This is a genomic window from Mesorhizobium sp. L103C119B0, assembly GCF_000502235.1.
Lineage (GTDB): Bacteria > Pseudomonadota > Alphaproteobacteria > Rhizobiales > Rhizobiaceae > Mesorhizobium.
Genome location: NZ_AYXE01000003.1, coordinates 610327 through 635986 on the forward strand (window position 1 = coordinate 610327; position 25660 = coordinate 635986).

A 25660-nucleotide genomic window follows, 5' to 3' on the forward strand; every position below is an offset into this window, starting at 1 on the left:
ACACCGCCTCAGTTGCTTATCGCAAGGCTCGCTCGCCCGTTGCAATGACCGATGCCAGCCGGTTCCAGCGAGGCCGTGAACCACTAGTTCCGGTTGGCTATGAAGATGAATTTGGAAGCGGGCCAAGACCGGCAACGCGTAGTGCTTCAGACTGAAGCTAGTCACCGGTCACCTCCCATTTGTCATCGGGATTGAACAGCTTTATCCCCCGGGCTACGGCCTCCGTGTTTGGTCCTAGATCGGCCTCGTACACAATTCCTTGCTGATTGACCTCAAAGGTCTTGACACCTGTTTCCGCATACTTCACAGGCCAGGCCAAAAGCGCGAAACCGGCGATCATGTTGCCGTTGATGACATAGTCGTAAGCGCCCCCGGCGATGTTCTTGCCTTGGCCCGTGAGGATGCGGAATCGATAGCCAAAATAGCCATTGCCTTTCTTCGCCTTGTCGAGTGCCGCCTGGTTGATGAAATCGCCTGCCGGACTGACGCCATGGGCTTCATCGGACGGCCAATAAAGGCCGTCGGCCTGGCCCTCGCTGCTGACTAGCTTCTGGGCGTAGCTCAGCACGCCATCGCCATCGCGGTCTTCTGCCGAGTAATCATGTTGGGCGTCCACGTAGGCGCGAACCATTTCGATCGCCGCGATCTCATTTTCGCCGACGCGCCGGTTGATAATTTCTTCGATGCCAGCCTGGGTGTCGTACGCCCATTTGCCGTCCCTACGCTTGGTGATCGGAAATGGCAGCGTCCAAAGCTTGTCGCCAATATTGAGTTCCTTCCGGTCGCCAAGTTCGCGCACGATCACCGTCTTCGCAGCGCCTTGCCGGATCTGCGCGTAGGTATCCATCACGCCCTCGCTTGTCCGCAGCTTCGCGGCATCCAGTCCAAGCAACGCCGCCAGTCCGTCGAAATCGTCCTTTGCTAGAACCGATTTGAACGCCTCCACCGCCGCCGAGGGATCATCGAACGGCGGCGGCCCTTTCAAGGCCACGTAATCCGAGGGGCTGTGCACCTCCTGCGCGCCGGCAAGATTTGCGGATTCCGCGTCAGTGCTCAAGATCATTCCGGCACCGAGCAACGAACGTAGAACAAGACTCCGGACGGACGTTTTCATGTCGGTTTTCCTCTCGCCAAACTTCATCAACGCCTGCGCCCGCCACCGCCCTGCCTGCCACCACCCTGTCTGATCACCTTGTGGCCGCCTCCGCCGCCGGTGCGAATTCCGCCTCCCATGCTTCTCGCACCGCGGTTGGAGGCTATCTGCTGACGTTTTCCGGAGCTGACGTTGCCAAGACCGGAAGGGCTCCTCGGTCTGTTGTCCACTCTCGCTGCGGGCCGCGGCTTGCCGACCGGGCGATTGACTTTCCCAGGTGCCCTGACCGCGGAACGATCATTGTTTCGCGCCGACGTAGTTGGCTTGGTGTTGGTTGGCTTTTTGAAATCCGGCCGTGACGCCGGGGGCCGGGCTTTCAAACCCTCTCTGATTTGGCGTTGGCGGATGTCTTTCACCTTCGCCGAATTCCCAGGCAGCGCGCTGATCTGGCCTCTCCTCAATTCGGATGCCTTGTCGCGCATGTTGTTGCGATCGTTCGTTTTAACGCGATTGCCGATGCTCGTATTGTCGATCTTGGCGAATTGGTTTTTGTCGAAATTTATCTTGGAGCGGTCGACGTTTTTCCAGTCGACGTCGTTGAAATTGACCTTGCCGTTTATGTTGTTGAAGCAATTATTGCAGTCGATATCGATATCGTTGCCGTTCCAGCGCCCTCCCCACACACCCCCACCATTCCAGTCCACCGCCGCTGCCCAGACGGCGCCAGTCACCAAGGCCGCGAAATAGGGCGCAGTAGGATAATAATAACTTGGGTAGGGGTCCGGATAATAGGAGATCGGAGCAACCGGATAGTCAGTGACATAGAGCATCTCGGGCTCATACCGTGGAATATAGACCGTGTCCGCGCTGGCGGACCTGATGACGACATTGTCGTTCTCCTCGACAACCTTGATCTTTTCATCGGACTTGATCACCCCTTTGGCGACGGCCGTGTCGCGCAACTGCTGTATGGCGACCAGAACATCTTTTTGCTGATACGTCAGTGCGTCGCCCAGCGACTGTGTCCACTCCAGATCATCGCTCATCATTTTAACGATGTCGGGATAGTTGAGCAGTGAGATGACGCTGCCGTCCCAGCTTTCCTTCGCTTTCAGGCCTGGCTTCTTGGCGACCTGATCCAAAAACCGGCTCGCTTCCACGATCTGCAATGGATAAAGCGACGCTTCGGAAATCACCGCGACAAGTTCATCCGGGTAGAGCGCGATTCGTGCCACCAAGATTTCGAGTTCATCCTCGTCGAGCGGTTCGGGGGCTTGGTTGGTCGCTGCGCTAGCTGTAGCAGCTGCTTGATCTTGAGCAACCGCGGAAGAGGTCGGAGCGGAGCACATCAACAACGCGATCACGGCCGCAGCGCCAACAGGCCAGCGTGGAAACTTGATCCCCATTGTCGTCCCTCCAAAGGCATGTGAACCTGGTGGTCAGCGATGTTCCGTCGCTGAGTCCGGGCGAAGTTTCTTGCCTTGGCGTTAAGTTGGCGCATTACCTGCCGATGCGGTAGGTAAGTAACTGTATGCTACGTGCAGAACTGAGAGACCTTGCCAACAAATCAATCGACGTCGCCGCCATCTCTCGGAACGAATGTGCTCGTCAAACACCAGTTTTCGGGTCGCGGCGCAGATGCCGGCGTTCCGAACCATGAGATCTCCTTTGTGCCGATCCGGCGACTTTCGACGGCGATCGGCCAAGCCTTACGCGGCTGCTTCGGCGATCGGAATGCCGCTAAGACGAGGCTGGGACGAAACGGAAATACATACGGTCCGAGTAGCGGTCATAAGCGCTTTATGACGGCACCCTGCCTTCAGCGCCGCGCCTCGGTCCTGGCCAAAGCAACGCCGTCATGAAGATGGTATAGGTGATAGCCAGCAGTATGTAGTTGACCCGCGTGGCAAAGGATTCCGCTGCCGATCCCGGCAGGGGCGAGACGCCGGTTCCAAACAGGATGAGGAAAATCGTCAGCGCGCCCGCGTAGAGCTTGGCGGAACGTTTGCCCAGCGCCGCGCGGCCGCCGAACACCAGGCCGACGAGTAGCACCAGGACAAACAGCGTGGGGGTCGTGGGATGAACCTGTAGCAATGCGAACGCAAAAGATGCAACCATGCCTCCAAGGAGATTGACCATGACTAGGCCGAACGCCGCCTTTGCACTTGCGCTGACATCGAGCTGCGACAGCAGCGATGCCACGGTGATCGGAATGACGATCGCCGTGGCAAGGCCGTCTCGCGTCAGGCAAGCCAGGACGGCGATCAGCAGTATGACGGCATTGGCGGCGGCATAGCGCGCGGCGCGAGGGTTTGCAGGAGGAGCCGGAGCTTGAGTCTCGGCGCTGCCCCGGTCGGGTATGACCGCATGGGCAATCCACATCAGGATCGCTCCACTGACCACGCCCTGTGCGAGGATCGACAGGATGGAATCGCCGAGATCGCGGTTGAGCACGGTCAGCAACGGCACCATCACAGCGACCACCAGGACAAGAAAGCTGGCTCCGCCGCCCTTGCCGTTCGCCTGCAGGTAGAAACACATGAAATAGACGAGCCCGAGCAGTAGCAACAGAACTGGTGGCCGATGGCCCGTCAGCACCGTTACGGCCTGCAGAAGTGCGCCGGCGACAACAATAAGGACCACCATCCCCATCGCCTGTTTAAGCTGTAGCGGACGGGAGCTGGAGATCAGGAACTGCGCGGCGAACAGTGGTCCCAGAAAGGGAATAACAGCGCCCGACAGAACCGACCAGGTGAAGCCGACGGCAATCGCCAGCGCGATGCGCAGACCCTTGCGCTTGGCATTGGCGTGCGCAAGGTCGCGGTCAGCTAACATAGGTCAGGATCGACAAGACGCGCATCCAAATGCGGCCGACCGCGTTGGTCACTGGATTGTCGCCGGTATAGATCACAACGTTCGCCTGCGACCCGTAACGCACGCCTTTGGGTCTGCCCTCGTCGAGGATCAGGCGAACGGGAAAGCTCTGTGGCGTTCCCGCCCATCCGCTTTCGGTGGAAATCTTCGGCAGCCCGGTCTTGGGGTCGACATTTCCCTGGGCCACGCCCATCCCCACGCTTTCGACCGTCGCCCCAAAGACCTGGCCAGGCAAGAGGTCGAACAAGACGTCCGCGTGGTTGCCGGCGGCGACGTTCTCAAGGCTGTTTTCCTTGAACGGCGCGGTGATCCACACCGTGCCGACGTCTATGAACGTCATGGCGCTTTGGCCGGCGCCGACAACGCCTCCGACGGAGAGCTGGAGGTTGGTGACGACACCCTCAGCCGGCGCCAGAACCGTCGTGCGCAAAAGATCAAGCTGCGCACGTTGAAGCGTCGCGAGCGCCTCCTTCAACTGCGGATTGTCGGCGCCTGACGGCCCAAGTTCTTCCTGCGCCCGCTTGAGATCCGCTTCAGCAGCGACGACCGCGGCATTTGCCTGGTCCACCGCGGCCTTGGCTTCATCGTACTTCGCCTTGGAATAGACGCCGCGCCTGACGAGCTCCATGGCCCGGTTGGCCTGTTCCTGGACGTTGTCGCGAACTGCCTGTGCTTGTACAAGGCGTGCCTGGACGGCATCGACGGAGGCTGTCGAAGCGCCGATCGACTGGCCGACCTTGGCAAGCTTTGCTTCTGCCTCGGTGACGGCCAGCTGGTATTGCTGCGGATCGATACGAAACAGCATCTGCCCAGGCTGCACGCCACTGTTGTCGGTCACGCCGACTTCGACGACCCGACCGGTGACCTCCGGCGCAATGCCGACCACATAGGCGCTGACAGTCGCCTGGGACGAAGAAGGCGTGCGCCTTTCCATGAAGACCGCGAGCACGAAGAGCAAGCAGGCCATCAGTAGCACGAACAGTGCGACCCGGCGCAGCGGGTTTCCGTTCCTGGCTTGCTTATCCGAGCCTTCAGAGGTGTTATCTTGAGAGATCCCGGTTGCATCGGACGCCATGGCATCTTCTCCCTGTCACACAAAGCGAGCATCGCGCCGCGGGACGATGCCTGGTTCCCTAGAGTGTTCTGCTCAGGCAAACCGCCATGCGGAACCCGACGCGCAAGCGCGAGTAATCATGACTTGCCGGTAGCTCGGCTTTCATTGCGTAAGCGCCCCTCAGCGCGTTCACACTATACACAGTCTTTTGGAGGTTCCAGCCAACTGGGGGGTTATTTACGTGGTAACAACAGCGCGTTTTTTGAATGGTCCGGCTTGTTCTGGCGGCCTTGGTGGCCCGAACACAAGAACCATGGTCATGCCGTCGGATCACCGATCTGTGGCCCATCCTCTGACCGACCGCGGAAGCTCATGATCGGGATTTGGCGCGTGCGGGTGCATTATCTATGCGTCGTGCCGCATACATTGTTCGCCAAAATTCCCGTCGCTGAGTGAGCGCTCAGGAATCCGACCAAAGCGGATCAGATGGGCTCACGGATTTGAGGGCGCCGGTGCCGGAGGCAGCTTGTCTTCTTGTCGCCGGCGCACTGCGCAAAGCCAGACGAGCCGAGTGGCAAGGACTCATCGATCGATTGATCGCAGGGTAGGAGCAGAATTGCGGAACGACGATACCGTCGTGAGGTCACGCATCGATCCTTTGCCGCCACGGTAAATTGGATGGGGACTAAGGGCCGGAGGCTCCACGATACTTACAGTTAGTTACGTGGCGCGCCGAAACGGCCGATGTAAAGTAATATGGAGTTTCAGGAGTCTTTTCTAAGGGGACGTCATGGCTGATAAAATTCACGGTTTTCTGCCGGCCACGGCCGAAATGCCGACTGACCGCCAGCGATTGATCATACGTTATCTCTTTGGTGTCCTGATCGATCTCGTGGTCCTGAACCTGTTTGATGAGTTTTCGGACAGCGTCACAGTCTCATCCTTCAGCGTGTCATTGCTAGCCGCCATCCTGTTGCAGGCCCTCCTTAAGGGGACCATCGCCATCGAGCATCAGGTCGCCGTGTTCTTCCATGCAAGGCAAGGCGCCTTCATGAAGTTCATGCGATTCTTCGGCGCATGGGTGGTGCTGTTCCTTTCCAAGTTCGTGATCCTGGAGGTGATTTCCTTCGTGTTCGGGGACAGGGTTCGCTTCGAAGGCATGCTGCACGGCGTGGTGCCGCTGATTATTGTCGTCATGACCATGGTCATCGCCGAGGAAGTGATCGTGCGGTTTGTCAGATGGATCCGTTGATACCTGGTTTGACCAACTGTCATCACCTGTCGCTTCAAGCCGTTGGGTGGCGATGTAGGCCATCAGGCATTCACTACCGAGTTCCCTGCCCTCGCGATCTGTTTCGAGACTCGACCATTACATCTGCCGCTTTGAGGAGAAAAAACCATGGATGACAAGCAGCTGGCCAAAAACGCCACTAAGCCGTTCACCAACACGTACACGATCGTCAACAAGATCAAGCCGGGCGAGCTTGAGAACCTCCTTAAAATAGCGGAGGCTGCAAAGAAGGGAGGAACATTCGGATCCATTTCCGAGGTCTTGGGCATCCTGCATTTTCAGCGGTTCTTCATCCTCAACGACAAATATCTCGTGTTCACCAGCGAGTTCGATGGCGACACCGACAGCTATCTCAGCGATTTCTATTCCATGGAAATTAAGCCAGGTCCGACGTTTGGCGTTTTCAATAGTGCCTGGCAGTACACGGAAGGCTGGCCGGGTTCCAGTAACCGCGACGCCTTCGTCAAGTTCTGGAAGGACCACAAAGTCGAGGAACTCCTCACCTACTCTTACTACCCAGGCGCTACCGCCAAGGAAGTTCGCAAAGCCCTGCGCGTGCAGGAGGCGTTCCAAAGCGCGCTCGACCAGCCCGGCGCCGCCGAGGCCTTGAAGCACCCAGCCTTAAAGGCGCTGCTTGCCGAGGCGGCCGACTGAGCTGGGCGCTGGCTAAGTGATGGGTGGGGTGGATTATGAATCTTGAACTGGACGATATCCAGAACGGGGCCCTGCGTCCCCGTCCCATACCGTACGTCGGCGCCTACATCCTCCTGCGCGTCGATGACAGGCGCGCGGGTCGCGAGTTGCTGCGTCGGTTGATACCGGCGCTCGGCAATGCCGCCCATCCGGCCGATCCAGCTGCCAAGGCTTGGGTCAGCACCGCTCTTACTTTCCAGGGCCTCAAGGCGCTAGGCGTACCGCAGGACTCGCTCGACAGCTTCCCGCTGGCGTTCCAGCAGGGCATGGCCGCGCGCGCAGCGATGCTGGGCGATGTGGGCGAGAACGGGCCGGACCACTGGGAATGGCCGCTCGGCAGCCCGGATGTCCACATCGCGGTCTCCGCGATTTCGCCTGGTACCGCGCAGCTGGAGGCGGTTTTCGCGCCCGCGCGCGAAGTATTGCGAGAGATGCCTGGCATCGAGGCGATCTGGCGTCAGGACTGCCACGTGCCGGCTGACTTGCGCAACCCGTTCGGTTTCAAGGATGGCATCGCCAGTCCCGGCATTGAGGGCAGCGGCATTCCAGGCACCAACCCGCAGGAGCAGCCTATCAAGGCGGGCGAGTTTTTCCTTGGCTACACCAATGAACTGGACGTGCTGCCGGCGATGCCGGCGCCCGAGATGCTCGGTCGGAACGGCAGCTACTTCGCCATGTTGAAGTACCACACCCGGGTGGCAGCTTTCCGACAATACGTGCATGCAAGCGCCACCCGTCCGGAGGACGAAGACCGTCTCGCCGCGAAGATCGTCGGGCGGTGGCCCAGCGGGGCGCCCCTCGCTCTGGCTCCAGAGCGCGATGACCCAGAGCTCGGCGCCGATCGGCGTCGAAACGACGATTTCCTCTATGAGGCTGACGACCCACGGGGCCTGAGATGCCCCATGGGCTCCCACGCCCGGCGGATGAATCCACGCGATGCCAAAATCACTGGGATTTCCCGCCTTCATCGCGTCCTGCGTCGCGGCATGGCCTACGGCCCGATGCTCCCGGCGGGTGTGTTGGAGGACGACGGTGCCGATCGGGGCATGGTGTTCGCGTTCGTCGGCGCCGATCTGGAGCGACAGTTCGAGTTCATTAAGAGAGAGTGGGTGAACGACGGTCTCTTCTTCGGGGCCAAGGGCGAGAGAGACCCGATGATAGGTCCAAACGATGGGACTGGTCAGTTCACAATCCCGCAAGAGCCGATCCGTCAACGCTTGAAGGGGCTGCCTGGCTTCGTCACCAACCGGGGTGGCGAGTATTTCTTCGCGCCAGGACTTCGAGCGCTGCGCTGGCTGGCTGACCTGAACACCTAGGGCGGAGGAAACGAGTGCACCAAATGATCGACCGTCGGAGAGTGATGTCTCTGGTTCAAGTGATGGGCATGAGGGAGATGATTTAATGTCAGAAGCGCAATCAGGCACCTACACTCCGGGCTTGGCAGAAGAAACGCTTGACCCGTCCGAAGAGGTTTTTATTGAAACTCTCAAGAAGCTAACCATGGATCGGCTGCGTGGACAGTATCAGCCGGGTTCCACATCCATTCAGCGCGACGCGCATCCGAAAACCCACGGCCTCGTGACCGCGGAGTTTATCGTGCTCGACGATTTTTCTTACGCTCTGCGCCATGGCGTGTTCAAGGCACCGCGCAAATTCGATGCACTCATTCGGTTTTCTGCCGGAGACGTCTTCAGCTATCCCGACACACGTCTCCCGCGTTCCGGAGGCATGGCCATAAAACTTCTCGGCGTCGAGGGGGAAAAACTTCTGGCGTCCGAGAGGCACGCGATGACGCAAGACTTCATTATGATAAATTTCCCAGGGTTCCTTGCTCAGTCCTTTGAGAGTTACGAGGCCTTGCACATAGCTAGCTCACCCGAAGACCGGGCGCGGTTTTATGAAGCGCACCGACCAGAGCACGCGCTATATTTGCGCCAGTCGCTAGAGCCGTTCTACAACCCGCTCCAGGTCCGGTATTTCAGCCAAGTCCCGTACATGCTTGGTCCGAATGCGATAAAGTTCAGTGCCAAGCCGATCTTCAACACCGCAAATCGCCCGCCGGCGTCCGAGGGACCCGACTTCCTGCGCGAAGCGATGAGGAAGCAGGTCGTTGAGAGCGACGTCTATTTTGATTTCATGGTCCAGGTTCAGACTGATCCCGTGAGGATGCCAGTCGAAGAGCCGCTCACGGTTTGGGATGAATCGCAATCTCCATTCCAGCGAGTGGCGATCGTTCGCATTCCACGCCAGGACATCACCATGAAGGGCATAGAAATGGCCGAAACCCTTGCCTTCAACCCTTGGCATGCGCTGCCCGAGCATCGGCCCATTGGTAACATGAACCGCGCGCGAAGGGTGGTCTACGAGATGGTGTCCGAGTACCGTCGAACCGCCAATGGTGCCGTTCGGGAAGAACCAACCGAATTGCCGCAGTGACGTCGCATGCCGTCCATGCGTATTTCTGGTTCGCCTTTGGTAGACCGAAATTGAGGCCGAAGAGCCTCTAGTCTAGATGCGGGAGACGTCAACTTTAACAACTTGATGAAAAGCCTGGGACTAAACATCTAATGGCGCTTGCCCGAGCTGCCAATCGTTGAGACGCCATGTTGCAATTCGGGTGAAAGCCTCCTCTACCTTGGGTAGACATTCACTGTCTGGACGACCTGTTCCGAACTGAATGCGCCCGTTTCACTGATCTGTCGGCCGCTGCCGTTCTGTCAGCGGCGAAGATCAGTCGTTCGGGGTAATAACCGCGCGTCCATTAATCTTTCCTTCGTGAAGAAGGTGGTAGGCCTCGGCCGCCCGCTCTAGCGGAAAGTGTTCCACCAGCATCTTGATTTTTCCCGCTTGCGCGAGGCTGACAACCTCGATCAGCTCGGGGATGTAACCCCAGTAGGGTGACGAAACCGAGCACTCCATCGCCGGGCCCCGGAAGTTGACGGGCACAGCTCCACTACCCAGCCCGACGATCGTGAGGTGACCCAGCACTCGAGCCACACGCGCGGCCATATTGAGGGTCGGGTTCGCGCCCACCATGTCAAGCACCAGCTCAGCGCCCTGTCCTCGCGTCATGTCCTTGATGCGCTTAACCGCCGCGTCGCTCGAGAGCAACACCTCGTCGGCGCCCATGTTCTTGGCGATCGCAAGCTTGTCGGCCGAAGTGTCGACAGCAATGATGGTTGTTGCCCCGCTAAGCACTCGCAAGACCTGAATAGCCATCTGCCCGAGGCCGCCGGCACCAATCACTACAGCGGTCGAGCCCGCACCCAGTAGGTGGAGCGACCGTTTAACCGCGTGATAGCTTGTGAGAGCGGCGTCACTAAGTGGAGCCGCCTCGCGAGGATCCAGGGTCCCCAGGGGTATGAGGAATCGCGTTGACGGGACCAGGAAATAGGGGGCCATGCCGCCGTCGGAGCCCAAGCCGCCTGCTTTGGTATCCCCGGGGTTCTGGCAATAGTTCTCCCGACCCACCCGACAGTTCATGCAAAGGCCGCAACCCCAAGGGCCGTAGACAATCACTGGGTCGCCATTTGCAAACCCCGTTGCGCCTGGTCCAAGCTTCTCGACCCAGCCCGCGTTCTCGTGGCCGAGAGTGAAGGGCTTTCGGGCAGGTCCTGGCTTCGGCGGCGCTTCGAGTATGTGCAGGTCGGAGTGACAGGCGCCAGCGCCCCCGATCTTGATCAGCACCTGACCCGCACCCGGTTCGGGCACCGCCACCTCGCGGAGTTCGGCCGGCTTCTGCGCTGCGATGAACTGGAATGCTTTCATCATTGTGCCCTTAATTTCGAGAGGCTGATCGAATGGATTGTGGCTCTAACAGTTTTGAGGAAATCGAAGGAATCTCGCGTACCCTGACTCCACCTTGCAAGCACTGCCGTACGATGATCGTATCGCCGAGCCGGTCAAGGTGACCTCTCCGTCGAGAGTCAGCGCAACTCATGACTGTTCACCGTGGCGGCCAAGGGTTGATACCCGATTTCCGCGCGGCGTCGGTGTTCAGCACTGCCGCTCCTACCTCTCCAATCAAAGCGATCCACCAGTTCCTGCCCTTCGGCTCGTCTGGCTTCGCGCAATGCCGGCGGGGCCTCGTTGACCTTCCAAAGCGCAACCTCCGAGACCGCTTTCGTCAGCCAGCCGGCGTCTTATCCCGTTTGTTGGTTCGAGTTATCACGAGACTACCGGACCGAGCCGTCGGGGGAACGTAAGTTACGTGGAGGGAAGGGTAAGTTTCTACGTCTACCAGATTGCCGCTGCTTTTGATGGCCCGCCGGAAAGCGGACGCTCGGTAGATGCCGGACGCTCTCACGCAGACAGTCGCGAACCGAGCCGCAAATCCCCTCTATCCGTCACCACGTTGAGGGATGAAGCGCAACCCTAAATTCGCCAATCCCTGAGCAATTCTAACTACGGCCAGGTGGAGGAGTGGGTGGGAATATTGCCTGGCGGTCAATGCTTGAGGCATTTGCGGCCGACTGCCATTGCCTTGAAAGTCCCCTCCAGATCGACGATGAAGGTCCCCTTGGTTTCCGGAAACACGGTCATTTGATACTTCTTCGCTACGTCGCGCTTGAAATTCGGGTCGTCGGTCAAAATGTAGCCACCAGAATATCCACCCTTAAGTTCGCCGGTTGAGCTGGTGGCCACACCCTTATAGAGATGCCCGTCAAGAGAGACGAAAATGTCCGACGTGTTTCCGTTCTTGAGGCCGATATCCACCTTCGTAAACACGCCCAGATACCCGACCTCCTGATTTGCGGTGACGCCCATTTGAACCGCACTTGGCCCATCTTGGCGCACGATCAAGCAATCTCCGCGGGTTTGATTTGCATAGACCGTCCAGCCCTCGACGTCGTCCCCGTATCGGACAAGCACATCGCTGGCCTTCGGAAGGGGATTTTGTGTTTGTGCGTAAGCTACCGTCGCAGACGAAAGTGCTACTGACGTTGCCGTGATGATCACGAAGTTTCGCATGGTATCCTCTTCCTTTGTTGTCGTTCTTGCTCATGAATGTTCGTTATTATGGGATTGTTACTGCCATGCTCATCGTTGAGCGTTGCTCGTAGGCTTCATTAGTCCGATCTCCCCTAGCCGCCACTTCTTTATCCGGCTGGAGTATACCAGATCGGCGATGTGTAGGCTCGTTCCTGTGTCGTCATGTTCACATCCGGCGACATCTTGATGCCGAAGTACTTGGCATCATAGGCGGGCCAGCGTGGTGTCGGGATCTCCATGACGCGGCCATAGTAGAAGGCCCGCTGGGACGGGTCGAAATCCGGGTCTTTCCACACAGCGACAAGTTCCGGAGATCCGATCGTGTTGGTCCAGGTGGCGTTGGCCACGTCAACGGTATTGCCGACCGGCGGCAGCTTGCCGTTGGTGCCCGGCTTACGGTCTCCAGACCAGGCGACATCGTAGACCTGTTCATGCACCTCGCCGCCGGCGTCCAGCCAGCCTTTTACGATCTGATAGCGGTCAAGATTGGCGCCGATCGGATCTTTCAGCGCCGCGATCAGGAAGGTCGGCACCTTGCCCGTGGGCGCCTGACTGAGGTCGCCGCCCATCGGCACGCCCTTGGTGTAGCCGGCGATCGCTGGGCTGCGGGTATTGGCGTCGGCTTCGACGAAATCGAAACCGCCGAAGAACCGAACTGTCATCCGTGGTCCGGTCGTGGCGTAGGTCTCGCGCCGCTTCATGGCGTCGAAGATCGAGGCGCGTGTGTTCTCCTGCGCCCACACTGCGGCATAGCCCGATGCAGTTGTCTCCCAGCCCAGGATCTTGAGCCCGAGCTTGGGGTTTGCCATGAAGGGGTGCGACCAGCGTTCCGGGCTCGGCTCACCGGTCGAGATCTTACCGAAGAAGTTGTCGTCGTCGGCAGTGGAGAGGCCCGTGTGCGAATCTGTGCTCCCGACCAAGCCGAATTTGTAGGGATTGACCCCCAGCTTGGCTTCCAGCTTCAGCCCGTTCTTGAGAGCCGAGCGCGTATACTCGAACTCCAGCATGTCCGGTGTCTTCTTCACACTGAGATCAAGATTGCCTTTGTCCCATTTCTCGAAGTTGGCGAATTCGTCATTGGGAGAAAGAAAGGGATGGCTCTCACCATCACCTTTCATCTGGGTGGTTTCGTAAAGCACCTCCCAGTGGGCACGCTGCTGGGCGTATTCGCGATCAATCTCCTTGCCGGTGACCGGCTCAATGATCGGGAACATCTCTCCATTGCTCAGATTGCCATTGTGGGCGATGGCAAGCACATCGCCGCCGGTCGTGTCCTCATAGTTCTTCAGCCATTTCCAAAGGTCGCGCGGGTTGTTGCTGCCAATGGGCGGCTGCGTTGTGTATGGTTCGATGAGACCGGCCTTTTCTGCACCGTCGCGGAATATGACATTGCGGTGGAGATTGTTGCCCTTGGACAGCGACGTCCATTCAAAGCCGATGAAAGCAGTGAAGCGCCCCGGATCGTTGGCTTCTTCGGCTGCCGAGATGATGCTCTGCCACACCGACCGATAGGCGGGATTGCCCGGCTGGTAGATGATATCGGGCGGGAATTTGCCTTGCGAAAAAGTCACGACGATGTCCCACGCCGCTTCCCCCGCCTGACCCGACTGTATCTGGTCGTACCACTTGCGGGCTTGCGCGTTCTGGAGGATCTCCGGCTTTCCCGCCATGAAGTCTGTGAACCATCCCATATTGTCGGAGTGATCTGCGACGACCAAGAAGTCGAGCGGACGCGACAGCCTGGCCGGCTGTCCTGTCGAGGAAATGACCTCCTCGCCTTTCGCAAATTTGTAGGCCTCGCGCGGTCCCAGCCTGGCTCCGGCCGCCCCGGCGTCGAAGGACAGGGCGGTGTGCAAATGCGTATCACCAAACAGCGGCCGCGTGGGGAAATTGCGCCCGGCATAGGGTGAGTAAGGCCGGGGCTTGATGGCTTGCCCCGCCTCCTCCACGGTATAGGTGCCGGCATCCTGTGCCCTCGCCACGGCGCTTGCGCAGACGGCAAGCAACACAAAACTGGTAATTCTCAATGGTTTCCGGATCATTGTCTCTCTCCCTCATGGAATGAAATCTCAGCGTGGTCAGGTGTGCATCCGAGCTCGGCGGGCGCGATGCCAACCGGGTGCGACTGCAACGAAGCGAAATGGGGTGAGCCGGCCGCCACGCTTGCCAGCGAGAAGACCGGCCTCAATGATGTTTCGACAGCACTGTCGTTGGCGCCGACGTCCGAATAGCTGAGCAGGAATTGGGCGATCTGCGGGGCCGTCCCATAGAGACGCACCACGCCGCGCTTGACAGCTTGGCCGAAGGTCAACCGCCGCGACGCGATTTCGGTTAATACGGCTTCGCCCGATACGAGGACAAGGTCGCCGCGGAGCGCCCCCGTAACATGAACCGTCGTGCGCAAGCCCTCGGGACCCTGATCGAAGCGTGTCCACAGCATCGGCTCAACGACGACTAGGGAAACCGAAGGCTGGGCCGGACCCGGCGACGCCGCCCGGAGCATGTCGCCGAATTGCTCCAGCGCCGTCGCCGTCAGCTTGAATCTGTGCCCGAACAGGTCTGGTCCCGTTTGATCGAAGTTTGCTACCGGCAGCCGTCCCGCTGCCACCTCCTTCGATATGGCGCCGACGACATAGAGTGAATCCGGATAGAGCCAATTCAGGAAACCCTGCGAAGCGGTCTGCGGGCTGTCATAGCCGCAAGCCTGTCCCTTGGACGTCGGAGCAGCGGCCAAAAGAGATGCGACAAAGGCTACCGCGGTAGCGCGCCCAAGCTTCCGGCTACTCAGGCGGCGGCGCGGCAGTCTTGCGGGTCCCATTTGCTCCTCCTTACAAGAACATCGCGTCCAGCCGCTGGACGCTCCAGAATGCCGCGATGGTCCCGATCACATAGGCCGACCCGACGATCGCCTGCCGCGGGATCTTGGCGAACCGCATCACCGAATAAACAGCCGTCAGCAAAACGGCGATGAAGGCTAGTTGCCCGAGTTCGACGCCGACGTTGAAGGCCAAGAGCGCCAGCGGAATGTCGCCCTGCGGTAGGCCGAGCTCGACCAGCGCCCCCGCAAAGCCGAAACCGTGCAGCAGGCCGAAAACGAAGGCCACCATCCATGGTCTCACAATGGCCAGGCTGAGCTGCCCGCGCTCCATCCTCACGACCTCGGCGGCAACCATGACGATGCTGATGGCGATCATCGCTTCCACCGGCCGCGACGGCAGCGTCAGCCACCCGAGGGTGGCGCAGCTTAAGGTGATCGAATGAGCCACAGTGAAGGCTGTAATCGCTTTCACGAGCTTGCGCCAATCGCGCACGATCAGCATCAGCCCGGCGACGAAGAGCAGGTGGTCGAAGCCAAAGGCAATATGTTCGATGCCGTTGCGAACATAGGTGACGAACACCGCCCGGACGCTCTGCGACGCCGGGATGATCGCCGACGGGTCGCTGGGGGTGAGTCGCGCCGTCCAACTGTTACCATTCGCGAACACCACGTGGACAAGCGCGTCTGTCATGGTGTTTTGCAGCCCGTCGATCAGGACGTTCTGACCGGCGAGCGGCTCAAGCGTCCGCATGCGCCAGGTCTGCACCATAGCATCGCCGGTCGGATGCGAGACGATCGGCGTCACCTTCTCGATCTTGCCGGAAAACAGGGCCGACAGCGCCAGGCGCGCGTCGCCCTGCATCGGCGTTTTGAGCAACACGCTGAATTCATTGGGTGCATCTTCCTGGACGCTCAGATAGGCCGGACGCACCTCATGCGCGGCGGCAACTAGCGGGACCAGCATGGCGATACAAGCGGTCAGCACAGCCAGCCGAACGCACTGCATCGCGGCCCGAACAACTCGTACGGGTGCGGGCCATCTGGCGAGTGGGTTCATTGAGCAGCCACCTTCGGTGTGTTCTCTTGCCCAAGCAGCGCTTTTGCGCTGGCATCCAGCGCCGCGTCATATTTGTTGCGCAGCTCGACCATATAGTTTCGGCTGAGCTCGGTCTGCTTCGCAGAACGCCAGTCAGCCAGCACGGCATCCTTCACGGTCTCAAAGGGCTTCGGCGCGGTCGCCGTGCGCTGTGTGACGAGCACCAGATGAAAGCCGTAGCCAGATTTCACCGGACCGCGCCATCCGCCGGGTTCAAAGGCAAACACCTGGCGGGCAAAATCGGCGCCGAACATTCCCGACAGCGCCTGTTCGTCAGTGTCGGCAAAGCTGTCGCCGAACAGCAGCCGGTCGCCCTCAATCGAGTCGTCCCCTACTTTCGCGGCAAACGCACCCAGCGCGGCGGTCGCCTCCGCCGCGGCATCCTTGCGATGCTCCGGGTTGAAGTAGACCTGCCGGAATGAAAGTGTTCCGGGCGTCTCGAAGTGCGCGGGGTTGGCGGCATAGAACTGCCGCAGTTCCACTTCGGTCGGCTGGACAAGCTGGGCCGTGTCCTCGACAAGGAATTTGAGCTTTTGCGCCAGGCGGCGGCGGATGATGGTGTCGTCCTTCTCGAGGCCCATCTCCTGCGCTTCGCGCGCCATCACTTTCTCGTTCAGCAGATCATCGACAAGACCCTTGAGCTCATCGGCGGTTGGCTCGCGCAGCCATTGGGTCGACCAGGTCTGCTTGAGCCAGCGCACGTCGCCTTCGCCGAGGCTGATCTGCTCGCTGGTTGTTGCTTCGCTATGCCTGTCGTTCAGCCAGGAATAGCCGCCAAACAGGATCCCGCCGGCAACGGCAAAATGCAGCAGAGGCTCCCTGAGCAACGTCATACGCCCTCCTTCGCTCCAGCTACGGCAGCATCTCGCACGCGGGCCACGCAGGCATTGTCAAATGCCGGTTGCCTTCGACGCCGAAAACCGGCGGAACCGCCACTAGTAAGACCGATACGATCTCGCCCATGTTTGCCCCTCGTTGCGAAGCGCTCCGGCTGCGACAATGGGAAAGCTCTCAAATTACCCGCGCAACGCAATTCGGGCGCGATACTCGATGAGCACTTCCTGCATTCCTTCATGGATAGTAGGCCCCAAAGAGCTGACGCTGGAATGTAAGTTACGTGGGGGAAGCATGTAATAGCTCTACAGAGCTGCTGTCGTTGCCGCGAACGAACTCGTAAATGTGCCCGGGCGAGCGCGGCATCTTGCCGTCGGCTCTCACCGGTTTGCCTGCGGAATGCCCCGTAGAAGCAGACCACCCCAGACCGCAAGAAGGCCATGAAATGCAACCGTGGGCCAAAGCATAACGCCCGTCATCTTCAGGACTGCGGCCGCGTAGACGAGGAGAATTGACACCGCCGTGTTGTAAATCAGAATGCCAGTCAGGAATCCGAATAGTGAAGGATTTGCGCCGTCTTTCCTCGCCATCCAGCTTGCGACACCTATGGCAAGTAACGCCGCGCCCGCAATGCGGCCGACAAAAAATGCTTCAACCGCGGCGCCTTCCAATCCGAGAAGCAGTACGAATGCAACCGAAGGCAGCAACAAAAGACCGAGACCTGTTGCCGCTTCGACCGCCGCAACTACGACCAGAAATAGTGTTCGTGTCGCGTTCATTTATTTTACTTTGTCCATCGCTAGGCTCGCCGATTTTGGCGCTGGCAGCAAACTGGCGCAGGCCTCGGCCGTACGTCAGGACCTTGGCGCAAGCCTCGGATCTGCTTATCCGGTCGCAGGCTATGTCAGTTGACGTGGACGACCACGTACTTCGAGCCCGAGTGCTGATAATATTTCCCGCCGCAATGCCAGACGGCCGTCCCGTTAACCGAAGTCTTGGCGCAACCGGCCGGCAGGCTAGCTACGTACACGCTTGTTCTCCGGATGGTTCGCCGGGTCGCGCGTCGCGCGACTCCCGCTGCGCTTGTGGCCGTAAGAGGGCGTCCAACGCGGGCCAACGCTTCAGATGATATCGATCCCCGAGTCACGAGGGAGATGGGATCAATCTGTACGAAAGTTGCCAAAGGCAAGGCCAGGACGGCGCACTTGCGGAATGTAGGTTTCGTTGTCATCGCTTCCTCCATCGTTGTTCATTGATCCAAGTCGAATCCTAGAAACGCATGACCAATCCCATGATCGGTCCTTGCTGGACGACATCGAAGACGAAGCCGTCACTGCGGTAGTTGACGCCGAGTGCTCGGTAGCCGGCGACCGCCGAAAACCGTTCGTGGAATCGGTAGCCCAGGGCCGCCGCGACGTCCCAGTCGACATTGGCTGCGCCTGCACCAACCATGCCCCAGCCCGTTACATAGACTTCAGGCGTGAGCGAGTAACTCGCGCGAACGCCAACCAGGCCATCCACCCAGGTCCCACCATCGCTGCCGGACACCCCGTCAAGGACACCGCCATGGAAGTCGAGATCCGTGTTTACGGACCAGACCCTCATGGCGCCGACGAAATCGAGGCGTCCGGCGTCACTCTGGAAGATCGAATAGCCAGCTCCGACCAGCCCTGAAAACGTTTTCGACGAGAGCTCGACACTGGTGGCGACGACGCCTCTTGGCGTGCCGCTTTCTCCAGATATTTTCACATACTGAAGGTCGCCGAAAATGCTGTAGCGGCCGTAGCGAGCCTCGGCGACAGCCATTGCCGCGAAATCGAGATTCTTCAGGACGTCGCCGAAATTCGCATCAACGTCGATGGGGGGCAGACCGAATTGCGCCACTTCCCCCGACATTCCAGCCGCCCAGAAATACGGCGCGACGGAGAACGTCCACCCTTGTTCGGTGACCACCGGCTTCAAGTCCGGCGTCACTGGTGAGACCGCATCAGCGGCTCCGGCGGGATGGGCAAGCCAAAGGAAGGAAAGAACGGCACAACCCAGCGCTTTTGTCCGATTGACAGCCATCATGTCAGGTTCCTTCCTTTACGAATTTATTGCTCCCGGCACTCATGACTTGTTCACCGTGGCGGCCAGGGGTTGATACCCGATTTCCGGGCAGCGTCGGTGTTCAGCACTGCTGCGCCTAGCTCTCCAACCAAGCGATCCACCAGTTCCTGCCATTCGGCTCGTCTGGCTTCGCGCAATGCCGGCGGGACCTCGTCGACCTTCGAAAGCGCAAACTCTGCATCGGCGAGTTCCTCGCAAATGTCGCGAAAGCTCTCACTTCGGTCCATCAGCCGATAGACAGTCAATTCAAACTGGGGGTATCGGCGCACTGCCGCGGAGACCGCTCGGTGTCTGTCAGACGATCCGTCTTTTGTGTTCATGACGTCCAGCTCATCGACTTCAAGCAATCGTATTGCAAAGTGACGGCAGCAGAAGGTAAGTTACGTGGATAAGCACGTAACCGCACAACAACAAAAGCAGCGGTTGCAGGGGGCCAAGATATGGTAATCCAGGCGGAAACGCCCGCACCGGGGGAGCATGTGGTCCCCATCGAGGCTTGTCGCGTCCAACTTGCTCTTATCCTCGGTAGTGCGGACTTCGATGCCACCGGCCGCGAGCGCCGTTTCCTCACCCATGTGGTGGAAGAAGCATTGTCGGGACGTGGCGACCGTATCAAGGCCTATTCTATCGCAGTCGAGGTATTTGGTCGCGGCGAGTCGTTCGACCCGCAAACGGATCCGATCGTTCGCATCGAGGCTGGCCACCTCAGGCGCGCGCTCGAGCGCTACTATCTGACGGCCGGACACACAGACCCAATCCTGATCACGATTCCAAAAGGAGGATATGCTCCTGTCTTCGCGCTTCGTTCTCAGCCTTCGCTGGCGGAGCCGCAAGTGGGCGTTGTTTCTCAAACAATCACCCACTCTCCGGCCCGCAGGATTGCGTTCCTGTTGCCGGCGACGCTAGCAGCCATTCTCGCGGCTGGAGCGTCGGTCTTGGCGTGGTCGTGGGCGTCTGTCAGGTCAAGCGCGCCAGAAACGCCCCGAGTACTGGTTGAGTCCTTTGACGATCTCACCGGCAACGCCGCGGCGGCGGCCATTGCGAGCGGGTTGAAGCAGGAAATTGTCAGCCAGCTTTCTAAGTTCAGGGACATCGTGGTTATGGAGTCGGGGCCTAAGGACGGCGACACGTCGACGTTGCCACCACGATTTGTCCTTGCCGGAAGCGTCAATCTGTCGGTCGATACCTTTCTGCTTCGGGTCAGGTTGTTCAACCGAGCCAACGGTTCGGTTCTGTGGGCGCACAGCTATGATGGCCGGATGAAAGTCGCGGAACTTGTCGAGGCCCAGTCAGACATCGCGCGAAACGTGTCGACGAGCCTGGCTCAAACCTATGGTGTTATCTTCCAAGCGGATGCCAATCTCCATGTCAACAATCCGCCCGACGATTGGGTGGCATATTCTTGCACGCTGTCTTTCTATGCATATCGGATCGAGCTAAGTCCCGAGACCCGTGTATCCGTGCGTACGTGCCTCGAGAAGGCCGTGGGACGCTTCCCGAATTACGCCACCGCCTGGGGTCTTCTTTCGCTTGTCTACATCGATGAATATCGGTTCGAATTCCCGGACGACCCCAAATCTTCCACCGCCGCGCTCGAGCGCGCCTTGGCAGCCGCAAGGCAGGCGGCGGAAATCGACCCTCTCAATCTAAGAGGGCTTCAGGGAGAAATGCTTGCGCTCTATTTCAGCAAGGAAATCAATTTGGCATTGGCAGTGGGTAAACGAGGTTTAGCCATCAATCCCAACGATACCGAGTTCATGGGCGAATACGGACAGCGTCTGGCGGTCTCTGGAAATTGGCATGACGGCTGCGCGTTGATTGTGGAGGCGCGTCAAAGAAATCCGAGTTCCTTAGGTTACTATGAAGCAGATCTGGCTCTTTGCTCTTATTTCAGCGGCGACTATCCGCAGGCGGTCATGTGGATCAAGAAATCGCCGGTTCGATTGAACGCGCTCTACCACGTGATTGCCGCTGCCGTCTTCAGCGAAGGAGGATACAAAATCGAGGCTGATCGCGAGGTTGAATGGCTGTACCAAAATCAACCTAATTTGGTGAAGAGCCTGCGTCAGGTCGCTTCTACGCGGTTGGCCCGTGTGCAAGACGTCGAATTCATCATCGGCTCGCTGAGGAAAGCCGGCTTCGACGTGGCGGACTGAAAGCCGCAGCGTCATGGTGGGCTTGAGGAGACCATCCGATGGTACTGCTCGATGACGCGACGTGTGGGTTTTCGCTATTGCCGAAGATAAGGATTTCCCGCTGGGAGTTCGTGCTCTCCTAGGGTTTAGGTGGTCAGCGATTTTCAGGGTGCCTCATGCCCCTGCCGCTCCACATTACGCTCGCCAACCCTCGGCCCGCCAAAAACCCCGTTAGGGAAGGCTGCAAGGGATTCAGTGGGCTGGCTGGCGCACAGACCAAGCGCAATGTTCTCCCGAGCGCCCTTCCCTCTTGCAGCGCCCGCATCAGTGTAGACATGCTAGCCTAAAGGAAGTGCGCGGCGGCTGCACAGGAAAGGCAGGGAGAGAATGCTTCCGGTGATCGTGGGCTGACGGCCGGTAGCGACACGAATTCACGACGGCGTAGCCGTGATTATTCGGAATGCTCAGGCTCCGGGATTAGAGGTCAGTGGCTTTGGGACGGCCTTAATGCCGTTTTCCTGAAATGCCTGGTGCACGGCGAGCAAAACGGCGCGGCGGATCATGAAGTGTTTGCCCGCTTTCGCCATGAATTTGGCCCGGATAACCAGCGTGCCGTCCTCAACCTCGGCAATACCTTGGCTCTTGAACGGGGCGAGCAAATCTCCGGAAAGTTCCGGATTGGTCGAAATATCCTGGCCGATCTTCTTGAAAATCTTGCGGACTTTGTCGACATCGGTGTTGAATGCAACGCGAAAGGTCAGTTTCTCGATCATCCAGTCGCGGCTGAAATTCTGGATCTTGCCAATCTCGCCATAAGGAATTGTTGCTAAGGCACCGCGCTGATGGCGCAGAGAAACCGACCGAACCGATATTTTTTCTACGGTCCCCTTGGCGCCTGACGTTTCAATATATTCGCCGAAGCGGAATGCATCATCGATCAGGAAAAACAGCCCGGAGACCAGGTCCTTGACCAATGTCTGCGAGCCGAAGCCGATGGCCAGCCCGAACACACTCAAGCCAGCGATCACAGGCCAGACATTGACCCCGATAGACACCAGGATCGAGAGTAGTGCCAAGGCCAGAATGCTCGATTTGCCGACCGCGCTGAGCAGCGGCACCAGCGTGCCCAGCCGTGAACGCGGCGCACCCAGCATCTCCTCATCACCACCTTCGGTGGGTAACTCTGCGCGCAAGGCGCGAGCCGTCCCCGTGCCGACTACGTTCCACAGAAAAGCCGCCCCCAACATGATCAGCGCCAAACCGGATGCCCCCTTGGCGACCTGTCGCAGATTTATGCCGAACCCGGCAGCTAGCGGTGTCGCCCATAACGTTCCCAGCATGGCAATCATGATAGCCACGACAGTGAAGCGGGCGGTCTGTCGCCCTGCCGCTGCCAAGATCGAGATGTCAGGAGACTCCAATCCGCGCTGCGCCCAGTTCCCGATCATTGCGTCGAGATGCGGCGCGGCGAGAAACACCAACGCGGTCAGCAGAACGGCCAACCCAGGAAGCGATGCTCCCAGGGTCAGCGCGGCCTGAGTGCTGAGAAAGGTGATTATCAGGAACGCGATCACGATTGGCGGCCACAATTTGGCTAGACGGGTGCGCCACCGGCTTCTGGGGCGCGGACCGGCGACGGCTGCTGCCATTGTGCGTCTGTGCCGCCATACCGCCCATGCAAACACAAGGTAGATCGGAATTCCCAAGCCTGTTCGCAGCAGATCCCCCAAGGCCGGCCCGACGCTCCAGAGCCGCAACGTCGCGAACAGCGCAACGCCGATGATCGCCAAGCCAATAGCAAGTGATAGGTCGTGCACCAGCGCCAGCAGATGGACGGAGCGCTCCGAGAACTCGGTTCGCCTCGATGCCATCAAGAGTGATCTGACGGCGGCGAGGATGATGAGGCCGAGTACGGTCACTACCGTCCAAAGGTGAAGGGTTTGCAGAGGCAGGCCCGAACCGGCCAGCAGCCGCGCAGCAATGAAGCCGATAACCATCGCCACCACAGTAGCCGCCAAGCCCGCGAAGATTTTGCGCCATGCACTGCTTGTGGCACTCGCCTTCTTGAATTGCCGAGCGAGCAGGATGAACACGCCCGCGACGAGCGCAACGACCAACACAATCTCGAACAGGAGCGCAAGGAGAGACGTTCCCCCGGCCGCGAGCGAGGCCCTCAGGTTTTCAATGTCAACGGGGACGCCGCTTAGAGCGGCGAACCGCGCGGACAGTCCTGAGACGAACCGCCCGGCGAACTGTTCGAAGCCCGAAATCAACGAAGTAACGTCCGTTTCCGCCGTCGTATCCACGATTTCTCCCCCTCAAGCGCCTCGCAAGCCAGTTCCGGCTCTCGCTCATCGGTCGCTGTCTCCCTATCAGCGCCCAACCGTCGGACAATTCAAGCTTTTTTGCCCAGCCAGATGCCACGCGGGGGTCGAGTGCTAACGCGCCGAACCGATTGTTCTGGCTCTATTAGGCAAACGCCTGCCGCTCTGCCTGGTCGACGAAGAGGCGTCGAGGCTTCTGGCGTGGATGAACAACTTCGGGGCTCTCGCTGCGCCTATGGAAATGTTGCCAACGCGCTTCATTGTCAGGTTTGAGCAGCCAGATCGCACCGGCTTCGAAAGAGCTTGTGCCTGCGGCAAATCCAAAAAAGTCTGTATTCCCGGATTACATCATCAGCCTGGAAGACGGCCGGAAATTCCAGTCTATGAAACGCCACCTTGGCCTACTTGGCATGACACCCGACGAATACCGTGAGAAGTGGGGCTTGTCTCGCGATTACCCCATGGTCGCGCCGAACTCGGAAGGCTGAGGTTAAGGCGCCGGCGAAACGGGCGAAGAAGGCCTAGTCCGACCCCACCTGACGCAACGTCAAGAATCAGCTATCGCTTGAGTTGCGGCGGACCTGATTTTACCGCCCGGCCGGCGCTGATCAGGCAATGCTCCCATTGCGGCGCCGGCCATCTTCATGCAGATGCCACGGTCCCCAGAATTAGCGGTGCACAAAGAAAAGCTCGTCGCGGCAAGCGGCAGGCTTTCTATTGGAATTACGATGACTAGAATTTGTAGGCGATGCCGAAGCGAACTTCGTTGGTCTTTAAATCAACCTTACCATTTGGCAACGCTTCAGTGCCGAAGTCAGTATAGCGGTACTCGGCCCGCAGCAGAAGATTGTCGGTCATGGCGTAGTCCAAGCCGGCGCCTATCGTCCATCCTGTGAGTGTATCTCCGAAAGAACCTGAGACGGTATTACTGCTTGTGTCGATGCCGCCATATGCAACGCCGCCCGCGATATANGCCCCACTCCAATTCAGTTCCTCGATCGCGATGCCGCCCGGAACCGGGAGACCTGGAGCCGCGAATATTTGGCCGCTGCCATCAACATTCGCATACACGACGTCCAGTTCCACACCAATGACGATATTGCTCGGCATCTGATAGCTGTAACCGGCGTAGAGACCGCCAAGGAACCCGTCAGGATCTGTCTCAACGAAGCCGCGGCCGCTGCGTTGGCGTATATTCCCGTCGCTCCGGGCGTAGCCTGCCTGAAGACCGATATACCCACCTGTCCAGCTAAAAACTGGGGTGACTTCTTCGAGAACGGCATCGGCAGCAAACGCCGAAGACCCTATCAGAGACAACGACAAACCAAGAAGCAGCGTCTTCATAGGCATCTCCTGACCTGCCCTTTGGTAGCAGAGCGCGCCGTTAGGGGTAGTTGTTTTTCTGCCACAGTTGGCAGTCAAATCGGCTGCGGGCATGAGCAGCTGCCCACAGGTGGCATGAGCCTCCTCTGCCAATCCGCTGGCGGCGATCGGATCGCCTCGCGCCACAATGGGCAACTTTCGGCTACCCATTTGTCGAGAAACTTCCTGCCGCGAACACTCATTCGGTCAAGCCAGGATCAAAGTGCGCCACAGCATCGACAAGCGTTCGATATAGGCTGTCAACTTCTTCGTCGATCTCTTCGCGCCTGATCCCCAGCGCCTTAGCGTCGGCATACAATTGTGTGTGTGCTCACTGATCGAAACCGTGTCTGCCTTCGCCGTTTCGGGGAGATTGTTACCGATCCAGCGATCGAGCAAATTGAAACCGCGTGTGCTCATCAGCCGATAAGTTCAAAGCGCATATCAGGTTCCGCTACTTGACCCCTGAGACGGCCGCACCAGACTCCAGTGCATGGCTAGTGGTCTCAAAATCGGCGATGAGGTGGCGATCGACGCCACCATTATTCGACGCGTCACTGACGACAGGATCAGCGTGTCGATACCGACCTACGGATTTCCGCATTCCGTTCGGGATAGCACCACGAAGGTGGTCAAAGGTCAGACCATCGAACTGATCGGCAGCGCCACACGGGTCGAGAAGGACGCCGTAACGGTCAGCCTGAGTGGCCCGGTGGTGACGGTCGCGCTTGGTTGTGCGGCTGGTGAAGCTCTAGCTTTCCCGACCTTACCGCCCTAACGGCTGCTTCGAAAGCGAGAGAAGTTCGGCCTCATCTTTTATCCCGGCCATGTAGTTGGCAATGATCCGAGAGGCCAACCGGCCCTGCGCATCGGGTGATTGGTCGTCGACGAGTTTAAGCTGCTCGAAAACGCGCCCTAGCAAGGCCAATTCGGCAGGCTTAAAAATCCCGGCATCCACGGCTTTTCGTCTGATGGGCATGACTAG

General features: G+C 59.1%; 22 protein-coding genes and 2 pseudogenes. 7 read left to right on the forward strand and 17 right to left on the reverse strand.

The annotated features are described in order from the left end of the window. Positions 1 to 157 precede the first annotated feature (157 nt). From X728_RS158985 to X728_RS158970, 4 genes are all read right to left on the reverse strand, one after another. On the reverse strand, positions 158 to 1114 hold the full coding sequence (locus X728_RS158985; RefSeq protein WP_023830953.1) for a DUF2950 domain-containing protein: 957 nt from the start codon (positions 1112 to 1114) through the stop codon (positions 158 to 160). 26 nt (positions 1115 to 1140) lie between these two features. Then, positions 1141 to 2499, reverse strand: a complete 1359-nt coding sequence (locus tag X728_RS158980) for a DUF3300 domain-containing protein (protein ID WP_023830954.1) — start codon at positions 2497 to 2499, stop codon at positions 1141 to 1143. 394 nt (positions 2500 to 2893) lie between these two features. Continuing rightward, entirely contained in the window at positions 2894 to 3928 is a 1035-nt protein-coding gene (locus X728_RS158975; RefSeq protein WP_023830955.1) for a DUF2955 domain-containing protein, read from the reverse strand. Further along, positions 3918 to 5042, reverse strand: coding sequence for an HlyD family secretion protein (locus X728_RS158970; protein WP_023830956.1), 1125 nt, complete (start codon positions 5040 to 5042; stop codon positions 3918 to 3920). The genes X728_RS158975 and X728_RS158970 overlap by 11 nt, the downstream gene beginning before the upstream one ends. A 769-nt stretch (positions 5043 to 5811) precedes the next feature. On the opposite strand from X728_RS158970, the gene X728_RS158965 reads away from it, so the two are divergent. The 4 genes from X728_RS158965 to X728_RS158955 all read left to right on the forward strand — a co-directional run bounded on the left by X728_RS158965 (position 5812) and on the right by X728_RS158955 (position 9441). After that, on the forward strand, positions 5812 to 6273 hold the full coding sequence (locus tag X728_RS158965; protein WP_023830957.1) for a hypothetical protein: 462 nt from the start codon (positions 5812 to 5814) through the stop codon (positions 6271 to 6273). A 147-nt stretch (positions 6274 to 6420) separates the two neighbouring features. After that, a complete protein-coding gene (locus X728_RS1000000167695; RefSeq protein WP_023830958.1) occupies positions 6421 to 6966 on the forward strand; it encodes a hypothetical protein in 546 nt (181 codons plus the stop codon). A 35-nt stretch (positions 6967 to 7001) separates the two neighbouring features. Beyond that, entirely contained in the window at positions 7002 to 8321 is a 1320-nt protein-coding gene (locus X728_RS158960) for a Dyp-type peroxidase (protein WP_023830959.1), read from the forward strand. Positions 8322 to 8406: 85 nt separating this feature from the next. Then, positions 8407 to 9441, forward strand: coding sequence for a hypothetical protein (locus X728_RS158955; RefSeq protein ID WP_023830960.1), 1035 nt, complete (start codon positions 8407 to 8409; stop codon positions 9439 to 9441). 294 nt (positions 9442 to 9735) lie between these two features. Here the strand turns inward: X728_RS158955 and X728_RS158950 are convergent, their stop codons facing one another. The 9 genes from X728_RS158950 to X728_RS158910 form a co-directional block, all read right to left on the reverse strand. Further along, positions 9736 to 10776: an NAD(P)-dependent alcohol dehydrogenase gene (locus X728_RS158950; RefSeq protein ID WP_196815056.1), complete on the reverse strand. Its 1041-nt coding sequence runs from the start codon at positions 10774 to 10776 to the stop codon at positions 9736 to 9738. A gap of 675 nt (positions 10777 to 11451) precedes the next feature. After that, positions 11452 to 11976, reverse strand: a complete 525-nt coding sequence (locus X728_RS158945; RefSeq protein WP_023830962.1) for a hypothetical protein — start codon at positions 11974 to 11976, stop codon at positions 11452 to 11454. A gap of 128 nt (positions 11977 to 12104) precedes the next feature. Then, positions 12105 to 14039: a DUF3604 domain-containing protein gene (locus tag X728_RS158940; RefSeq protein WP_023830963.1), complete on the reverse strand. Its 1935-nt coding sequence runs from the start codon at positions 14037 to 14039 to the stop codon at positions 12105 to 12107. Continuing rightward, the gene (locus X728_RS158935; protein ID WP_031195033.1) at positions 14036 to 14815 is read right to left on the reverse strand and encodes a hypothetical protein; all 780 of its coding nucleotides are present in this window, start codon (positions 14813 to 14815) and stop codon (positions 14036 to 14038) included. The genes X728_RS158940 and X728_RS158935 overlap by 4 nt, the downstream gene beginning before the upstream one ends. 10 nt (positions 14816 to 14825) lie before the next feature. Then, positions 14826 to 15872: a HupE/UreJ family protein gene (locus X728_RS158930; RefSeq protein WP_348625627.1), complete on the reverse strand. Its 1047-nt coding sequence runs from the start codon at positions 15870 to 15872 to the stop codon at positions 14826 to 14828. After that, positions 15869 to 16612, reverse strand: a complete 744-nt coding sequence (locus X728_RS158925) for a peptidylprolyl isomerase (protein ID WP_245266083.1) — start codon at positions 16610 to 16612, stop codon at positions 15869 to 15871. Before X728_RS158925 ends, X728_RS158930 begins: the two co-directional genes overlap by 4 nt. A gap of 513 nt (positions 16613 to 17125) precedes the next feature. After that, on the reverse strand, positions 17126 to 17524 hold the full coding sequence (locus X728_RS158920) for a hypothetical protein (protein WP_023830968.1): 399 nt from the start codon (positions 17522 to 17524) through the stop codon (positions 17126 to 17128). Between the two features lie 490 nt (positions 17525 to 18014). Beyond that, entirely contained in the window at positions 18015 to 18812 is a 798-nt protein-coding gene (locus X728_RS158915; protein ID WP_023830969.1) for a hypothetical protein, read from the reverse strand. 53 nt (positions 18813 to 18865) lie between these two features. After that, the gene (locus X728_RS158910; protein ID WP_348625628.1) at positions 18866 to 19201 is read right to left on the reverse strand and encodes a hypothetical protein; all 336 of its coding nucleotides are present in this window, start codon (positions 19199 to 19201) and stop codon (positions 18866 to 18868) included. A gap of 93 nt (positions 19202 to 19294) precedes the next feature. On the opposite strand from X728_RS158910, the gene X728_RS158905 reads away from it, so the two are divergent. Beyond that, positions 19295 to 21010, forward strand: coding sequence for a hypothetical protein (locus X728_RS158905; RefSeq protein ID WP_023830971.1), 1716 nt, complete (start codon positions 19295 to 19297; stop codon positions 21008 to 21010). A 443-nt stretch (positions 21011 to 21453) separates the two neighbouring features. Here the strand turns inward: X728_RS158905 and X728_RS158900 are convergent, their stop codons facing one another. Continuing rightward, positions 21454 to 23295, reverse strand: coding sequence for a mechanosensitive ion channel domain-containing protein (locus X728_RS158900; RefSeq protein WP_023830972.1), 1842 nt, complete (start codon positions 23293 to 23295; stop codon positions 21454 to 21456). 320 nt (positions 23296 to 23615) lie between these two features. On the opposite strand from X728_RS158900, the pseudogene X728_RS0134485 reads away from it, so the two are divergent. Beyond that, positions 23616 to 23789: pseudogene (locus X728_RS0134485) on the forward strand (MucR family transcriptional regulator); the annotation flags it as partial. A 256-nt stretch (positions 23790 to 24045) separates the two neighbouring features. Here X728_RS0134485 and X728_RS158895 read toward each other — a convergent pair. After that, positions 24046 to 24657: an outer membrane protein gene (locus X728_RS158895; protein ID WP_245266084.1), complete on the reverse strand. Its 612-nt coding sequence runs from the start codon at positions 24655 to 24657 to the stop codon at positions 24046 to 24048. Positions 24658 to 24874: 217 nt separating this feature from the next. Then, a pseudogene (locus tag X728_RS01000000166455) lies at positions 24875 to 25095 on the reverse strand (hypothetical protein). A gap of 73 nt (positions 25096 to 25168) precedes the next feature. Between X728_RS01000000166455 and X728_RS158890 the strand changes: the two are divergent. Further along, complete coding sequence (locus X728_RS158890; protein WP_023830974.1) at positions 25169 to 25453, forward strand: hypothetical protein; 285 nt, start codon at positions 25169 to 25171, stop codon at positions 25451 to 25453. Here the strand turns inward: X728_RS158890 and X728_RS158885 are convergent. Then, on the reverse strand, positions 25442 to 25654 hold the full coding sequence (locus X728_RS158885; RefSeq protein WP_023713651.1) for a hypothetical protein: 213 nt from the start codon (positions 25652 to 25654) through the stop codon (positions 25442 to 25444). The genes X728_RS158890 and X728_RS158885 overlap by 12 nt on opposite strands. Positions 25655 to 25660 lie beyond the last annotated feature (6 nt).